Origin of the sequence: Pseudomonas azotoformans, from assembly GCF_001579805.1 — a bacterium.
GTDB classification, from domain to species: domain Bacteria; phylum Pseudomonadota; class Gammaproteobacteria; order Pseudomonadales; family Pseudomonadaceae; genus Aquipseudomonas; species Aquipseudomonas azotoformans_A.
In genome coordinates, this window is the sequence record NZ_CP014546.1 from 4,321,587 (window position 1) to 4,337,727 (window position 16,141).

Annotated in this window: 12 protein-coding genes and 1 pseudogene; 4 read left to right on the forward strand and 9 right to left on the reverse strand. The window is 61.1% G+C overall.

Features of this window, described 5'->3' with window-relative positions:
* Positions 1–11 precede the first annotated feature (11 nt).
* The 9 genes from AYR47_RS20015 to gloB all read right to left on the reverse strand — a co-directional run bounded on the left by AYR47_RS20015 (position 12) and on the right by gloB (position 11,563).
* Positions 12–962 carry a FecR domain-containing protein gene (locus AYR47_RS20015; RefSeq protein ID WP_061436472.1) on the reverse strand — a complete coding sequence of 317 codons (951 nt, stop codon included), beginning with the start codon at positions 960–962 and terminating at the stop codon, positions 12–14.
* Positions 959–1,480: a sigma-70 family RNA polymerase sigma factor gene (locus AYR47_RS20020; RefSeq protein ID WP_033902279.1), complete on the reverse strand. Its 522-nt coding sequence runs from the start codon at positions 1,478–1,480 to the stop codon at positions 959–961. Before AYR47_RS20020 ends, AYR47_RS20015 begins: the two co-directional genes overlap by 4 nt.
* A 219-nt stretch (positions 1,481–1,699) precedes the next feature.
* Positions 1,700–3,301 carry an ABC transporter ATP-binding protein gene (locus tag AYR47_RS20025; protein ID WP_061436474.1) on the reverse strand — a complete coding sequence of 534 codons (1,602 nt, stop codon included), beginning with the start codon at positions 3,299–3,301 and terminating at the stop codon, positions 1,700–1,702.
* Position 3,302: 1 nt separating this feature from the next.
* Positions 3,303–4,322 (reverse strand): ABC transporter permease, encoded by a 1,020-nt coding sequence (locus AYR47_RS20030; RefSeq protein ID WP_012723835.1) that lies wholly within the window; start codon positions 4,320–4,322, stop codon positions 3,303–3,305.
* A 1-nt stretch (position 4,323) separates the two neighbouring features.
* Positions 4,324–5,400, reverse strand: a complete 1,077-nt coding sequence (locus tag AYR47_RS20035; RefSeq protein ID WP_033902277.1) for a microcin C ABC transporter permease YejB — start codon at positions 5,398–5,400, stop codon at positions 4,324–4,326.
* Positions 5,401–7,239 (reverse strand): extracellular solute-binding protein, encoded by a 1,839-nt coding sequence (locus AYR47_RS20040; RefSeq protein WP_061436475.1) that lies wholly within the window; start codon positions 7,237–7,239, stop codon positions 5,401–5,403.
* Complete coding sequence (locus AYR47_RS20045; RefSeq protein WP_033902275.1) at positions 7,236–9,065, reverse strand: extracellular solute-binding protein; 1,830 nt, start codon at positions 9,063–9,065, stop codon at positions 7,236–7,238. Before AYR47_RS20045 ends, AYR47_RS20040 begins: the two co-directional genes overlap by 4 nt.
* A 216-nt stretch (positions 9,066–9,281) precedes the next feature.
* Positions 9,282–10,697, reverse strand: a complete 1,416-nt coding sequence (locus tag AYR47_RS20050) for a lytic transglycosylase domain-containing protein (protein WP_033902274.1) — start codon at positions 10,695–10,697, stop codon at positions 9,282–9,284.
* Positions 10,698–10,795: 98 nt separating this feature from the next.
* Entirely contained in the window at positions 10,796–11,563 is a 768-nt protein-coding gene (gene gloB, locus AYR47_RS20055; RefSeq protein WP_061436477.1) for a hydroxyacylglutathione hydrolase, read from the reverse strand.
* Between the two features lie 65 nt (positions 11,564–11,628).
* Between gloB and AYR47_RS20060 the strand changes: the two genes are divergently transcribed.
* The 4 genes and pseudogenes from AYR47_RS20060 (at position 11,629) to AYR47_RS20075 (ending at position 16,139) form a co-directional block, all read left to right on the forward strand.
* Positions 11,629–12,387: a methyltransferase domain-containing protein gene (locus AYR47_RS20060; protein WP_016979721.1), complete on the forward strand. Its 759-nt coding sequence runs from the start codon at positions 11,629–11,631 to the stop codon at positions 12,385–12,387.
* Positions 12,388–12,417: 30 nt separating this feature from the next.
* Positions 12,418–12,870, forward strand: a complete 453-nt coding sequence (gene rnhA / locus AYR47_RS20065; protein WP_010210917.1) for a ribonuclease HI — start codon at positions 12,418–12,420, stop codon at positions 12,868–12,870.
* 70 nt (positions 12,871–12,940) lie between these two features.
* Positions 12,941–13,682, forward strand: a pseudogene (gene dnaQ, locus AYR47_RS20070) (DNA polymerase III subunit epsilon).
* A 201-nt stretch (positions 13,683–13,883) separates the two neighbouring features.
* A complete protein-coding gene (locus tag AYR47_RS20075) occupies positions 13,884–16,139 on the forward strand; it encodes an Orn/Lys/Arg decarboxylase N-terminal domain-containing protein (RefSeq protein WP_061436479.1) in 2,256 nt (751 codons plus the stop codon).
* Positions 16,140–16,141 lie beyond the last annotated feature (2 nt).

Below are 16,141 nucleotides of genomic sequence, written 5' to 3' on the forward strand. Positions count from 1 at the left end.
TTGAGGATTGTTTACCGAGGACCGACGGTGACCCACCATGTCATCGGTTTATCGACACGTATCGGCAATGCGGCTTGCAGCAGATTCAGCGCGTGGTCGCTGTCCATCAACGGGAATGAACCCATCACCGGCAAGTGCGCCACGGCCGGGTCGCAGCCCAGGTGGCCGGGGCGATAACGGTTGAGTTCGGCGATCAGTTGGCCAAGCGGCAGGTTGTCCGCCAGCAATACGCCGCGGCTCCAGGCCTCGCGCGACGGTGAGGCCGGTGCGGTTGGCTGGAAGCCGTTGCGGCTGAATGAGACTTGCTGGCCGGCTTCGATGATGCGCACGGGGTGGTTGGCAGCGGTGACTTGCACCCGGCCTTCGAAGACGTTGAGTTGGGTGTGGTCGTCGCTTTGTACCACGCTGAAACGAGTACCCAGCGCCTGCATACGGCCGTGTGCGGTATCCACCAGGAATGGCCGGCTGGCATCCTTGGCCGTGTCGATCAGCACTTCGCCGAAACGCAGTTGCAGCAAACGTTGAACCCCATCAAAGCGCACATCCAGAGCCGTCAAGGCGTTCAGCCACACATGACTGCCATCGGCCAGCAGCGCATCGCGGGTTTCACCGCTGCGGGTGGCATAGTCCGCGCTCCAGCCGCCGACCAGGCGGGGCAGGGCGGTTGTGCGCCAGGTGCCCCAGGCCAGTGTCGAACCGACGCCCAGCACCAGCAGCGTCTTGAGCGTTTGACGGCGCGAGGTGCGCAACGCCCGGCTGGCGCCGTGGGCGTGTTCCTGCAACGGGGTAAAACGCTGGCTTACACGCTGCACATACTGCCAGGCCGCCAAATGCTCGGGGTTCTGCGCGACCCAGGCCTGCCAGTGCAGTTGCTCCAGGGCACCCCCTTGATCCTGCAGGCGCACGTACCATTGCGCCGCCTGCTCCAGGCTGGCGTGGCTGAGTTTGCCGGGCGTGTTCATTGCACCAGCATGCCGTCGAGTTCCGCTTCCAGGATCGCGCAGTGCAGCAGGGCCTGAGCCATGTACTTCTTGACCATGCGCTCGCCCACGCCCAGTTGTTCGGCGATCTGCTTGTAGGCCAGGCCGTGGAGCTGGGCGAGCAGGAAGGCTTCGCGGACGTTCTTTGGCAGGCGCGCAAGCATGGCGTCCACTTCGTAGAGTGTTTCGACGATGATTGCGCGTTGTTCCGGTGACGGCTGGGTGGCTTGCGGACACAGGGCCAGGCTGTCCAGCCAGGCCTTCTCTAGCTGGCGCCGCCGCCAGAGGTCGATGCACAAGCCACGGGCGATGGTTGCCAGGTACGAGCGCTGGCCCACGTGGTCGGTTTCGACCGGCGGGCGGTTGAGGAGGCGAATAAAGGTGTCGTGGGCCAGGTCGGCGGCATCCCAGCGGTCATTCAGCCGACGGCGCAGCAGGCCGAGCAGCCAGCCGTGGTGAGTGCCGTAGAGGTGGGTGAAAGAGGTCGACACGATGTCCATCCAGCGCAAAAGGATTGGCGTAAATAAGAATTGGTCGCGATTAAAGCAAAGGGGGCGCGTGTGCGCAAATGATATTGAATGGCTATTGAAGGGGAGGTGTGCAGTCGATCAAATGTGGGAACGGGCTTGCTCGCGAATGCGTTTTGTCAGTCATAGATGCATCGACTGACACACTGCATTCGCGAGCAAGCCCGCTCCCACATTTCTGATCTACGTACATCAGGCGGGCACGAGGAACGCTGCTTCCAGCAGTTGCCGGGTGTAGGCATGCTGCGGGTCGGCAAAAATCGCCTTGGCATCGCCTTGTTCCACCACCTGCCCATGCTTGACCACCATCAACTGGTGACTCAGCGCCTTCACCACCGCCAGGTCATGGCTGATGAACAGGTAGGTCAGGTTGTACTTGGCCTGCAGGCTACGCAGCAGTTCCACCACTTGGCGTTGCACCGTGCGGTCCAGGGCTGAGGTAGGTTCATCGAGCAGGATCAGGCGCGGCTTGAGCACCAAGGCGCGGGCGATGGCGATGCGTTGGCGCTGGCCGCCGGAGAACTCGTGGGGGTAGCGGTGCCGGGATTCGGGGTCGAGGCCCACTTCCTTGAGCGCCGCGATGATCGCGGCTTCCTGCTCGGCCGGCGTACCCATCTTGTGGATGCGCAGGCCTTCGCCGACGATCTCGCTGACGCACATGCGCGGGCTCAGGCTGCCGAACGGGTCCTGGAACACCACCTGCATTTCCCGGCGCAGCGGGCGTACCTGCTGCTGGGTGAGCTTGTCCAGTTGCTGGCCTTCAAAGCGAATGCCGCCCTTGCTGGCGATCAACCGCAGAATCGCCAGGCCCAAGGTGGATTTGCCCGAGCCGCTTTCACCGACGATGCCCAGGGTCTGCCCCTGGGGCAGGCTGAAGTTGATGCCGTCCACCGCCTTGACGTAATCGACGGTGTTGCGCAAGAAGCCTTTCTTGATCGGGAACCAGACTTTCAGGTCATCGACTTCCAGCAACGGGGGGCCGACTTCGTTGCTGGCCGGTCCGCCGCTGGGCTCCGCCGCGAGCAGTTCCTGGGTGTACGGATGCTGGGGCGACTGGAACAGCGTTTCACAGTCGGCCTGCTCGACGATGCAACCCTTTTGCATCACGCACACGCGATGGGCGATGCGCCGCACCAGGTTCAAGTCATGGCTGATCAGCAGCAGGGCCATGCCCAGGCGCGCCTGCAATTCCTTGAGCAGTTCAAGGATCTTCAACTGCACGGTCACATCCAGCGCCGTGGTCGGCTCATCGGCGATCAGCAGCTCCGGCTCATTGGCCAGGGCCATGGCGATCATCACCCGCTGGCGCTGGCCGCCGGACAGCTCATGGGGCAGGGCCTTGAGGCGTTTGTGCGGCTCGGGAATGCCCACCAGATCGAGCAGCTCCAAGGTGCGCTGGGTGGCGATCTTGCCTTGCAGCCCCTTGTGCAGCCCGAGCACTTCGTTGATCTGCTTCTCGATAGAGTGCAGCGGGTTCAACGAGGTCATCGGCTCCTGGAAGATCATCGCAATGCGGTTGCCACGAATATGGCGGATGGTTTTTTCTTTCAGTGTGAGCAGGTCTTGCCCGGCATAGTCGATGGTGCCGGAGGGGTGCCGCGCCAGCGGGTAGGGCAGCAGGCGCAGGATCGAGTGGGCGGTCACCGATTTGCCCGAGCCACTTTCGCCCACCAGGGCAATGGTCTCGCCACGCTTGATGTCGAAGCTGACGTTGTTCACCACGCGGTGGTGATGGTCGCCCGTGACGAACTCGACGGAGAGGTCGCGGATTTCGATCAGATTATCCTGATTCATCTCATTTCCTCGGGTCGAAGGCATCGCGAGCGGACTCGCCGATAAACACCAGCAAACTCAACATGATCGCCAGCACGGCAAAGGCACTCATGCCCAGCCACGGCGCTTGCAGGTTGGATTTGCCCTGGGCCACCAGTTCTCCCAGCGACGGCGAACCGGCCGGCAAGCCGAAACCGAGGAAGTCCAGGGCGGTGAGGGTGCCGATGGCGCCGGTGAGAATGAACGGCATGAAGGTCATAGTCGACACCATCGCATTGGGCAGGATATGCCGGAACATGATCGCGCCATTCTGCATGCCCAGGGCCCTGGCGGCGCGCACGTATTCCAGGTTGCGCCCGCGCAGGAACTCGGCGCGCACCACGTCCACCAGGCTCATCCACGAAAACAGCAGCATGATGCCCAGCAACCACCAGAAGTTGGGTTGCACGAAACTGGCGAGGATGATCAGCAGGTACAGCACCGGCAACCCGGACCAGATCTCCAGGAAGCGCTGCCCGGCCAAGTCCACCCAACCGCCGTAGAAACCCTGCAAGGCCCCGGCGATCACGCCGATGATCGAACTGAGCACTGTCAGCGTCAGGGCAAACAGCACCGACACACGGAAGCCGTAGATCACTCGTGCCAGCACATCGCGGCCCTGGTCATCGGTGCCCAACAGGTTCACGCTGGAAGGCGGCGCGGGCGCCGGCACTTTCAGGTCGTAATTGATGCTCTGGTAGCTGAACGGAATCGGTGCCCACAAGGTCCAGGCATCCTTGGCCTTGAGCAGTTCCTGGATGTAGGGGCTCTTGTAGTTGGCCTCCAGCGGGAATTCACCGCCAAAGGTGGTCTCCGGGTAGCGCTTGAGCGCCGGGAAATACCAGCCGCCGTCGTAGTGCACAGCCAGCGGCTTGTCGTTGGCGATCAGCTCTGCGCCCAGGCTCAGCACGAACAGGATCAGGAACAGCCACAGCGACCACCAGCCACGCTTGTTTGCCTTGAACCGCTCGAACCGGCGGCGATTGAGGGGGGATAGATTCATCTCAATGCTCCCGGCTGGCAAAGTCGATACGCGGATCGACCAGGGTGTAAGTGAGGTCGCCGATCAGTTTCACGATCAGCCCCAGCAGGGTGAAGATAAACAGGGTGCCGAACACCACCGGGTAGTCCCGGTTGATCGCCGCTTCAAAGCTCATCAGGCCCAGGCCGTCGAGGGAGAAAATCACTTCCACCAGCAAAGAACCGGTGAAGAAAATCCCGATGAAGGCCGAAGGGAAACCGGCGATCACCAGCAACATCGCGTTGCGAAATACATGGCCGTACAGCACGCGGTGGTTGGTCAGGCCCTTGGCCTTGGCGGTGACGACGTACTGCTTGTTGATCTCATCGAGAAAGCTGTTCTTGGTCAGCAGGGTCATGGTGGCGAAGTTGCCGATCACCAGGGCTGTGATGGGCAGCGCCAGGTGCCAGAAGTAATCGAGGATCTTGCCGCCCCAGCTCAGTTCGTCGAAGTTGTTCGACGTAAGCCCGCGCAAGGGGAACCAGTCCAGGTAGCTACCACCGGCAAACACCACGATCAGCAGGATCGCAAACAGGAACGCCGGGATCGCGTAGCCGACGATGATCGCCGAGCTGGTCCACACATCAAAATGGCTGCCGTGTCGCGTGGCCTTGGCGATCCCCAGCGGGATCGACACCAGGTACATGATCAGCGTGCTCCATAACCCGAGGGAAATGGACACCGGCATCTTTTCCTTGATCAAGTCGATGACCTTGGCGTCGCGGAAGAAGCTGTCGCCAAAGTCCAGCTGGGCGTAGTTCTTGACCATGATCCACAAGCGTTCCGGCGCCGATTTGTCGAAGCCGTACATCTTCTCGATTTCCTTGATCAGCGCCGGGTCCAGGCCCTGGGCGCCACGGTAGCTGCTGGAACCGGCCACCGACACTTCGGCGCCGCCACCGGCAATGCGGCTGGTGGCGCCTTCAAAACCTTCAAGCTTGGCGATCATCTGCTCCACCGGGCCACCGGGGGCGGCCTGGATGATGACGAAGTTGATCAGCAGGATCCCGAACAACGTGGGGATGATCAGCAACAGGCGGCGAAAGATATAGGCCAGCATTTAATCGCCTCCACTCGCCGGATCGGCGCTGGTGTCTGGTTCTGAGGTGACGGCGGGTTTTACGTCAGGCTTGGCCCACCAGGTGGCGGTGCCAACGTCGTAGCGCGGCGGGACTTTGGGGTGGCCCAGGTGATCCCAGTACGCCACGCGGAAGGTCTTGATGTGCCAGTTCGGGATCACGTAGTAGCCGAACTGCAACACGCGGTCCAGGGCCTTGGCGTGCGCCACCAGGCTTTTGCGCGAATCGGCGTCGATCAGCTCTTCCACCAGCTGGTCGATGGCCGGGTCCTTGAGCCCCATGTAGTTGCGGCTGCCGGGTTTGTCGGCGCTGGAGGACTTCCAGAACTCGCGCTGTTCGTTCCCCGGCGAGGTGGACTGCGGGAAGCTGCCCACCAGCATGTCGAAGTCCCGCGAGCGAATGCGGTTGATGAACTGCGAGACGTCAACCCGACGGATCACCAGGTCGATGCCCAGGTCGGCCAGGTTGCGCTTGAACGGCAGCAGGATGCGTTCGAACTCGGTCTGGGCCAGCAGGAACTCGATTTTCACCGGCTTGCCGGTGGTGTCGACCATCTTGTCATCGACGATGCGCCAGCCGGCTTCCTGCAGCAGTTGGTAGGCCTCGCGCTGCTGGGTGCGGATCATGCCGCTACCGTCGGTCTTGGACGGTTCGAAGGCCTGGGTGAAGACTTCAGGCGGGATCTTGTCGCGCAGCGGTTCGAGGATCGCCAGTTCATCCGGGCCCGGCAGGCCGGTGGCGGCCATTTCCGAGTTTTCAAAGTAGCTGCGGGTGCGGGTATAGGCGCCGTTGAACAGCTGCTTGTTGCTCCATTCGAAATCCAGCAACAGGCTGATGGCCTTGCGCACGCGTGCGTCCTGGAACATCGGCTTGCGCATGTTGAACACGAAGCCCTGCATGCCGGTGGGGTTGCCGTTGGGAATTTCTTCCTTGATCAAGCGGCCCTGGGCCACCGCCGGGATGTTATAGGCGTTGGCCCAGTTCTTGGCGCTGAACTCCAGCCAATAGTCGAACTGCCCGGCCTTGAGGGCTTCCAGCGAGACAGTGCTGTCGCGGTAGTAGTCGGTGATGCGGTTATCGAAGTTATAGAAACCCTTGGCGACCGGCAGGTCCTTCGCCCAGTAATCCTTGACCCGCTCGTAGCGGATCATACGCCCGGCCTTGACCTCGGCGACCTTGTACGGCCCGCTGCCCAGCGGGACTTCGAGGTTGCCCTTGGCAAACTCACGGGTCGCCCACCAATGCTTGGGCAATACCGGCAGTTGCCCGAGGATCAGCGGCAATTCGCGGTTGTTGGTGCGCTTGAACTTGAATAGCACCTTCAGCGGGTCTTCGGCGATCACTTCGTCGACGTCGGCGTAGTAGGTGCGGTAGATCGGCGAGCCTTCCTTGATCAGTTCCTGGAAGGTAAACACCACGTCTTCGGCGCGGATCGGGTGGCCGTCATGGAAGCGGGCTTCCGGGCGCAGGTAGAAGCGCACCCAACTGTTGTCCGGGGCTTTTTCGATCTTGCCGGCGACCAGGCCGTATTCGGTGATGGGTTCGTCCAGGCTTTGCATGGCCAGGGTGTCGTAGATCAAACCGAGGTTATCCGCCGGAACGCCCTTGCTGATGTAGGGGTTGAGGCTGTCGAAGCCGCCCATGGCCGACTCGCGGAACGTGCCGCCTTTGGGCGCGTCCGGGTTGACGTAGTCGAAGTGCTTGAAGTCGGCGGGGTATTTCGGTGGTTCGTTGTAGAGCGTCAACGCATGTTGCGGGGCGGCTTGGGCCGCGGTGCACAGCAGCAGGCCGCCGAGCAGTGCAGTACGCAAATACATCATTGGGCTTTCTCCGAAGCTTTCAGCCACCACGCGCTCAGGCCCAGGCTATAGGGCGGCGTGGTGACAAAGGCGAACCGGTTGCGGTACGCCAAGCGATGATAGTTGAGGTACCAGTTGGGAATACTGTAGTGCTGCCACAGCAGCACCCGGTCCAGGGCACGGCCGGCGGCCAGTTGCTCTTCGCGGGTCTTGGCGGCCAGCAGTTGTTCCAGCAGGTGATCGACAATCGGGTTGGCAATGCCTGCGTAGTTCTTGCTGCCCTTGATCGCGGCCTGGCTGGAGTGGAAGTACTGCCACTGCTCAAGGCCCGGACTCAAGGTCTGGTTGAGGGTGATGAGGATCATGTCGAAGTCGAACTGATCCAGGCGTTGCTTGTATTGGGCGCGGTCGACGGTGCGCAGGCGCGCGTCGATGCCGATGCTGATCAGGTTCTCGACATAGGGCTGCAGGATGCGCTCCAGGTTCGGGTTGACCAGCAGGATCTCGAAGCGCAGCGGTTGGCCGTCTTTGTTCAGCAGACGTTGGCCGGAGAGTTTCCAGCCGGCGTCACCGAGCAGGGCCAGGGCGCGGCGCATGGTCTCGCGGGGGATGCCGCGCCCGTCGGTCTGGGGCAGGCTGAACGGCTGGGTAAACAGGTTGGCCGGCAATTGCTCGCGGTAGGGCGAGAGCATCAGCCATTCATGGCCGGTGGGCACGCCGGTGGCGGAGAATTCGCTGTTAGGGTAATAGCTCAAAGTACGTTTGTAGGCGCTGCTGAACAGGGTGCGGTTGGTCCATTCGAAGTCGAACATCAGCCCCAGGGCTTCGCGCACCTTGGTCTGGCTGAAATTCGGTCGCCGGCTGTTCATGAACAGGCCCTGGCTCTGGGTCGGGATCTGGTGGGCTATCTGCGCCTTGATCACGTCGCCCCGGTTCACCGCCGGGAAGTTGTAACCGTTGGCCCAGTTTTTGGCCTGATGCTCGATATAGATATCGAACTCGCCGGCCTTGAAGGCTTCGAAGGCCACGTCGCTGTCGCGATAGAACTCCACTTCGACCTTGTCGTAGTTATAAAACCCCTGGTTGACCGGCAGGTCCTTGCCCCAGTAGTCCTTGACCCGTTCGAACACCAGTTGCCGGCCAGGCGTGACCTTGCTGATACGGTACGGCCCGCTGCCCAGTGGTGGTTCGAAGGTGGTGGCCTTGAAGTCGCGGTTTTTCCAATAGTGCTGGGGCAATACCGGCAATTCGCCCAGACGCAGGATCAGCAACGGGTTGCCGGCGCGCTTGAACACAAAGCGGATCCGGTGTCGGTTGAGGATATCCACCCGCGCCACTTCCTGCAGGTTGGTGCGGTATTGCGGATGGCCTTCGGTCAGCAGGGTGCGATAGGAAAACGCCACGTCATAGGCCGTGATTGGTTTGCCATCATGAAAACGCGCTTCCGGGCGCAGGTTGAACACCACCCAGCTGCGGTCCTCGCTGTACTCCACCGACTGGGCGATCAGCCCATAACTGGAGGTGGGCTCATCGCCGGAGGGCGCGTACAGCCCGGTGCCGACCATCAATGGCTCGTTCAGCTCGTTGACGCCGTACTGCAGGAAATTGGGAGTGGAAACCGGGCTGGAGCCCTTGAAGGTATAGGGATTGAGCGTATCGAAGGTGCCAAAGGCCATGACCCGCAATGTCCCGCCTTTCGGCGCTGCGGGGTTTACCCAATCGAAGTGGGTGAATTTGGCCGGGTACTTGAGCCTGCCGAACTGCGTATAACCGTGGCTCTCGGTAATCGCCGCGTTCGCACCAAAGCTCAAGGCCAGACTTATTAGTAGAAGGAGGGGACGCTTCAAGTCAGGGATCCGATCCAGGCGGCTTGCGCTTTATGATCGGTACAGTAACAGCTTGTTCCGGTTGGAAAAAGGTTGCTGTTGTAGTGAGCGTAAGGGCTTCTTGTGGCGAGGGAGCTTGCTCCCGCTGGAGCGCGAAGCGCTCCCAAAACCGGAGTTACACCCGATGTTTGTTGGGGCTGCTGCGCAGCCCAGCGGGAGCAAGCTCCCTCGTCACAATCAGCGTGGCCCGGAAACCACCAGCATCTGCCCTGGCTTGAGCGCCTGGCCAGTACGCGGGTTCCAGCGCTTGAGATGTTGCATCTCAACGTTGAAACGCTTGGCGACGATGTACAACGAGTCGCCTTTCTTGACCTTGTATTGCACCGGCTTCTTGCTGTCGGCCTTGGCCACCAGCTTACGCGTGTCCTGCATCACCAGGGTCTGGCCGACCTTGAGCGCCTGGCCGTTCAGCTTGTTCCAGCGCTGCAGGTCATGCACATCGACCTTGTTGGCCTTGGCGATCAGCGTCAGGTTGTCCCCACTGCGCACCTTGTAGCTGCGGCTACGGCCGGCAACGCGCGCGGTCTCGACTTCGTCGAACACCTGCTTTTTCGGCCGCATCGCCAGCAATTCTTCTGGCTTCATCGTCGAAAGGGTACTAGTGAGCAGTTGTGCCTTGGAACTCGGCACCAGCAGATGCTGCGGGCCATCCAGGGTGGTGCGCTGTTTCAGCGCGGGGTTGAGCTGGAACAGTTCGTCTTCGTCGATTTCGGCCAGTGCGGCGACCCGTGACAGGTCCATGCTTTGCTTGACTTCAACCACTTCGAAGTACGGCGTGTTGGCAATCGGGTTCAGGTTGACGCCATAGGCCTCGGGCGCCAGCACCACTTGGGACAACGCCAGGAACTTGGGCACGTAGTCCTTGGTTTCCTGGGGCAGGGGCAGGTTCCAGTAGTCGGTCGGCAGGCCGAGCTTCTCGTTGCGCTCGATTGCCCGGCTCACCGTGCCTTCGCCGGCGTTGTAGGCGGCCAGGGCCAACAGCCAGTCACCGTTGAACATGTCGTGCAGACGGGTCAGGTAGTCGAGGGCGGCGGTGGTGGAGGCGGTGATGTCGCGGCGGCCATCATAGGCCCGGGTCTGGCGCAGGTTGAAGTAGCGCCCGGTGGAGGGAATGAACTGCCACAAGCCGACCGCATCGCTGCGCGAATAGGCCATCGGGTTGTAGGCACTTTCAATCACTGGCAGCAGCGCCAGCTCCAGTGGCATGTTGCGTTCTTCAAGGCGTTCGACGATGTAATGAATGTAGAGGCTGCCGCGTTCACCGGCGTTCTCGAGGAAGGAGGGGTTGCTGGCGAACCACAGTCGCTGTTGCTCGATACGTGGGTTGACGCCTACACCATCCTGCAATTGAAAGCCCCTTCGCATGCGCTCCCAGACATCCTGGGGCACTTCGGGAGCGGGCTTTTGAGAAAGCCAGATGACGGGTTTCTGTTTGATCTTGGCGCTGAGGTTTGGCTTGGGTTGCACGGTGGATTGTGCGGTGAAATTGCTTGATTGGCAGCCCGCCAGCGTGGCGGACACAGCCACCGCCACAGCTTGAGCCAGGCGGGTCAATGCGTCTGAATGGTTGGATTTACGAATAGATGACGACATTGGCTGGAAGTAAGTTCCGGGCAAAAATGTCGGGCGATTCTAGAAACCCGTTTGGTTCCGGTCAACCATTCAGAAATTACGTATCAGATTGCTTCCCGTTAGAACTTATCTTTCCACGCCCTCAAGCTAGCAAACACCTCGGCCCCAGAGCGGTTGTCGCGGCCATTCCGTTCGTCCGCTTTTTGTTTAACGGATGTTTCAGAGGTGCGCAGAAAGGGGTTGGTACGCTTTTCCAGGGCCAGGTTGGAAGGCAGCGTGATCTCGCCACGTTCGCGCAATTGGCGGACGTTTTCCACCCGTTCGGCGATATCGGCATTGTCCGGTTCCACGGCCTGGGCAAACTTGAGGTTGCTTTGTGTGTATTCGTGGGTGCAGTACACCAAGGTGTCGGCGGGCAGCGCGGCCAGACGCTCAAGGGAGGTGTGCATCTGTTCTGGCGTGCCTTCGAACAGACGCCCGCAACCGGCGGCGAACAGGGTGTCGCCACAGAACAGCACGCCTTGGTGATAAAACGCGATATGGCCCAGGGTGTGGCCGGGCACGGTATAAATGTCGAAATCCCAGCCGAGCACGCTGATCCGCTCGTCATCGTTAAGGGCGACGTCCCGCGCGGGGATTTTCTCGTTGGCTGGGCCGTAGACCTTGGCGTCAGTCACCCGTTTGAGTTGTTCGACGCCGCCGACATGGTCGTGGTGATGGTGAGTGATGAGGATGTCGCTCAGGACCCACTCAGGGTTTTGCTTGAGCCAGGCCAGTACCGGCGCGGCATCGCCGGGGTCGACCACGGCGCAGCGCTGGGTGCTCGGGTCTTGTAACAACCAGATGTAGTTATCGGTGAAGGCGGGCAGGGCACTGATCTGTATCATTCTTCGATTCGCCAAGCTGAACACATTGGTGCATCTTAGAACGTCTAGGCGAGTTGGAGAATGCAATGACTGATAAAGCGTTCGCCCAGGCCGATCCTGAGTGGCTGGCCCTGATCAGTGCAGCCCGTGAATGGCTGTCCGGTCCGATCGGGCAATTTCTGCTGGACGAAGAACGGCGCATGCTCGAAGACGAGTTGGGCCGGTTCTTTGGCGGCTACCTGGTGCATTACGGCCCCTCGGCCGAAACGCCGCCGTGCGCGCCCCAGGTGCAGCGCAATGTTCGCCTGGGTGCACCGTTGCCGGGGGTGGAGATTGTCTGCGAGGAGCAGGCCTGGCCGTTGAGCGAGCACGCCGCCGATGTGGTGGTGTTGCAGCATGGCCTGGATTTCTGCCTGTCGCCCCACGGCTTGCTGCGCGAAGCGGCGAGCAGTGTGCGTCCGGGTGGTCATTTGCTGATTGTCGGGATCAACCCCTGGAGCAGTTGGGGCTTGCGCCATGTGTTCGCCCACGACGCCTTGCGCCAGGCGCGTTGCATCTCGCCGCAACGGGTGGGGGACTGGCTGAACCTGCTGGGCTTCGCGCTGGAGAAACGCCGCTTCGGGTGCTATCGTCCGCCGCTTGCGTCGACCAAGTGGCAAGCCCGCCTGGCCGGCTGGGAGCGCCGCGCAGGCGCCTGGCAATTGTCGGGTGGCGGCTTCTATCTGCTGGTGGCGCGCAAGATCGTGGTTGGGTTGCGGCCGGTGCAACAGGTACGCCGCGAGCCGATGGGCAAGTTGGTGCCGATGCCGATGGCCAAGGTCAACCGCAAGCAAAGCGACGCATGACCCTCTTTTTGAATGAATACCGAGCAACCGATGACCGATAGCGTAGAACTCTTCACCGATGGCGCCTGCAAAGGCAACCCCGGCCCTGGCGGCTGGGGCGCGTTGCTGGTGTGCAAGGGCGTAGAGAAAGAGTTGTGGGGCGGCGAGCCCAATACCACCAACAACCGCATGGAGCTGATGGGCGCGATTCGCGGCCTGGAAGAACTCAAGCGCCGTTGCAACGTGTTGCTGGTGACCGACTCGCAATACGTGATGAAGGGCATCAACGAGTGGATGGTCAACTGGAAGAAACGCGGCTGGAAGACGGCGGCCAAGGAGCCGGTGAAGAACGCCGACCTGTGGCAACTGCTCGATGAACAATGCAATCGTCATGACATCACCTGGAAGTGGGTACGCGGCCACATCGGCCACCCCGGCAACGAGCGCGCCGACCAGTTGGCCAACCGTGGCGTGGACGAAGTGCGCGGCTACAAACAGAGCTGATGTCGACTCACGTGTTAATATCGCGCCCCTTGAATCACACTACACCGTTGAGAGCTGAACCCTGATGGCCATCCGATCTGTTGTACTCGATACCGAAACCACCGGCATGCCGGTGACCGACGGCCACCGGATCATTGAAATCGGCTGTGTCGAACTGATGGGTCGCCGCCTCACCGGGCGTCACTTTCACGTCTACCTGCAACCGGACCGCGACAGTGACGAAGGCGCGATCGGCGTCCACGGCATCACCGACGAGTTCCTCAAGGGCAAGCCGCGTTTCGCTGAAGTCGCCGATGAATTCTTTGAGTTCATCAACGGCGCCCAACTGATCATCCATAACGCGGCGTTCGACGTCGGCTTCATCAACAACGAATTTGCCCTGATGGGGCAGACTGATCGTGCAGACATTTCCCAGCACTGCTCGATCCTCGACACCTTGATGATGGCCCGTGAGCGCCACCCCGGCCAGCGCAACAGCCTCGATGCCTTGTGCAAGCGTTATGGCGTCGACAACTCCGGCCGTGAGCTGCACGGCGCCTTGCTCGACTCCGAGATTCTTGCCGACGTCTACCTGACCATGACCGGCGGGCAGACCAGCCTGTCCCTGGCGGGTAACGCTTCAGACGGCAGCGGCTCGGCGGAAGGCTCGGGCAACCGTCCTTCGGAAATCCGTCGCCTGCCAGGCGACCGCAAGCCGACCACGATCATCCGCGCCAGTGAGCAGGACCTGGCCCGAGCATGCGGCGCGGCTGGAAGCGATTGCCAAGTCGGCGGGTGCGCCGGCGTTGTGGTCAACCCTGACCCAGCAATAGGCCGGAAAAACGCGGTAAAAATGTGGGAGCGGGCTTGCTCGCGAATAGGGTGGTTCAGTTAACTTATCTATCGACTGACACACTGCATTCGCGAGCAAGCCCGCTCCCACCTTTGATTTGTACAACCGTTAAATCTTCATTCGCGTCATCGCCCCCCAGCTTCTACCCTTGAGTGCATAGCCCTCAGGACTGAACGCACTCATGTACAAAGACCTGAAGTTTCCTGTGCTTATCGTGCACCGTGACATCAAGGCCGACACCGTTGCCGGTGACCGGGTCCGAGGCATTGCCCGAGAGCTGGAACAAGAGGGCTTCAGTATTTTTTCCGCAGTGGATTACGCCGAAGGGCGATTGGTGGCGTCTACCCATCATGGCTTGGCGTGCATGCTGATCGCCGCCGAGGGTGCCGGCGAAAATACCCACCTGCTGCAAAACATGGTCGAGCTGATCCGCCTGGCGCGGCTGCGGGCGCCGAACCTGCCGATCTTTGCCCTGGGCGAGCAAGTCACCCTGGAAAATGCGCCCGCCGACGCCATGAGCGAACTCAACCAGCTGCGCGGCATTCTCTATCTATTCGAAGACACCGTGCCGTTTCTTGCGCGGCAAGTCGCCCGTGCGGCACGCACCTATTTGGATGGCCTGTTGCCGCCATTCTTCAAGGCGCTGGTGCAACATACCGCCGACTCCAATTACTCCTGGCACACCCCCGGCCATGGCGGTGGCGTGGCCTACCGCAAGAGCCCGGTGGGGCAGGCGTTTCATCAGTTCTTCGGGGAAAACACGCTGCGCTCCGACCTCTCGGTATCGGTGCCTGAACTCGGCTCGTTGCTGGACCACACCGGCCCACTGGCCGAAGCCGAAGCCCGCGCCGCGCGCAACTTTGGCGCCGACCACACCTTCTTCGTGATCAACGGCACCTCTACCGCCAACAAGATCGTCTGGCACTCCATGGTCGGCCGCGATGACCTGGTGCTGGTGGACCGCAATTGCCATAAGTCGGTGTTGCATTCGATCATCATGACCGGCGCCATCCCGTTGTACCTGTGCCCCGAACGCAACGAACTGGGGATTATCGGCCCGATTCCCCTGAGTGAATTCAGCCCCGAATCGATCCGCACCAAGATCGACGCCAGCCCGCTCACCCGTGGCCGCCCGCCGAAAGTGAAAATGGCCGTGGTGACCAATTCCACCTATGACGGCCTGTGCTACAACGCCGAACTGATCAAGCAGCAACTGGGCAACAGCGTCGAGGTGCTGCATTTTGACGAAGCCTGGTATGCCTACGCGGCATTCCATGAGTTCTTCGCCGGGCGCTACGGCATGGGCACTTCGCGCACGCCAGACAGTCCGTTGGTGTTCACCACCCACTCGACCCACAAGCTGCTGGCGGCCTTCAGCCAGGCCTCGATGATCCATGTGCAGGACGGTGGCGCACGCCAACTGGACCGTGATCGGTTCAACGAAGCCTTCATGATGCACATCTCCACGTCGCCGCAATACAGCATCATCGCCTCGCTGGATGTCGCGTCGGCGATGATGGAAGGCCCGGCCGGGCGTTCGCTGTTGCAGGAAATGTTCGACGAGGCGTTGAGTTTCCGCCGCGCCCTGGCCAACCTGCGCCAGCACATAGCTGAAGAGGATTGGTGGTTTTCGATCTGGCAGCCGCCCTCGGTGGCGGGTATCGACCGCGTCGTCACCGCCGATTGGCTGTTGCACCCTGAGGATGACTGGCACGGCTTCGGTGACGTGGCCGAAGACTACGTGCTGCTGGACCCGATCAAAGTGACCCTGGTGATGCCCGGCCTCAATGCCGGCGGTGCCCTCAGCGATTGCGGGATCCCCGCGGCCGTCGTCAGTAAATTCCTTTGGGAGCGTGGCCTAGTAGTGGAAAAAACTGGGCTGTATTCCTTCCTTGTGTTGTTCTCCATGGGCATCACCAAGGGCAAATGGAGTACCTTGCTCACCGAGTTGCTGGAATTCAAGCGCAGTTACGACGCCAATGTCAGCCTGGCCAGTTGCCTGCCTTCGGTGTTCGCCCAAGGGCCGGCGCGTTACCAGGGGCTGGGTTTGCGCGATCTGTGCAACCAATTGCACGGCTGTTACCGCAACAATGCCACGGCCAAACACCTCAAGCGCATGTACACCGTCTTGCCGGAAATCGCGATGAAACCGGCCGACGCCTACGATCAATTGGTGAGGGGCGAAGTGGAGGCAGTGTCCATTGATGCCTTGCAAGGCCGCGTCGCAGCAGTGATGCTGGTGCCTTACCCGCCCGGTATTCCATTGATCATGCCGGGCGAGCGCTTTACCGAGTCGACGCGCTCGATCATCGACTACCTGGCGTTTGCCCGGACGTTCGATAGCAGTTTTCCCGGTTTTGTCGCCGATGTTCATGGGTTGCAACACGAAGATGACGGCAGTGGTCGTTGTTACACCGTCGATTGCATCAAGGCTTAAGG

Coding starts and splice junctions, on each gene's coding strand:
- AYR47_RS20015 (WP_061436472.1), bottom strand. CDS start 962: ATGAACACGCCCGGCAAACTCAGCCACGCCAGCCTGGAGCAGGCGGCG.
- AYR47_RS20020 (WP_033902279.1), bottom strand. CDS start 1,480: ATGGACATCGTGTCGACCTCTTTCACCCACCTCTACGGCACTCACCAC.
- AYR47_RS20025 (WP_061436474.1), bottom strand. CDS start 3,301: ATGAATCAGGATAATCTGATCGAAATCCGCGACCTCTCCGTCGAGTTC.
- AYR47_RS20030 (WP_012723835.1), bottom strand. CDS start 4,322: ATGAATCTATCCCCCCTCAATCGCCGCCGGTTCGAGCGGTTCAAGGCA.
- AYR47_RS20035 (WP_033902277.1), bottom strand. CDS start 5,400: ATGCTGGCCTATATCTTTCGCCGCCTGTTGCTGATCATCCCCACGTTG.
- AYR47_RS20040 (WP_061436475.1), bottom strand. CDS start 7,239: ATGATGTATTTGCGTACTGCACTGCTCGGCGGCCTGCTGCTGTGCACC.
- AYR47_RS20050 (WP_033902274.1), bottom strand. CDS start 10,697: ATGTCGTCATCTATTCGTAAATCCAACCATTCAGACGCATTGACCCGC.
- gloB (WP_061436477.1), bottom strand. CDS start 11,563: ATGATACAGATCAGTGCCCTGCCCGCCTTCACCGATAACTACATCTGG.
- AYR47_RS20060 (WP_016979721.1), top strand. CDS start 11,629: ATGACTGATAAAGCGTTCGCCCAGGCCGATCCTGAGTGGCTGGCCCTG.
- rnhA (WP_010210917.1), top strand. CDS start 12,418: ATGACCGATAGCGTAGAACTCTTCACCGATGGCGCCTGCAAAGGCAAC.
- AYR47_RS20075 (WP_061436479.1), top strand. CDS start 13,884: ATGTACAAAGACCTGAAGTTTCCTGTGCTTATCGTGCACCGTGACATC.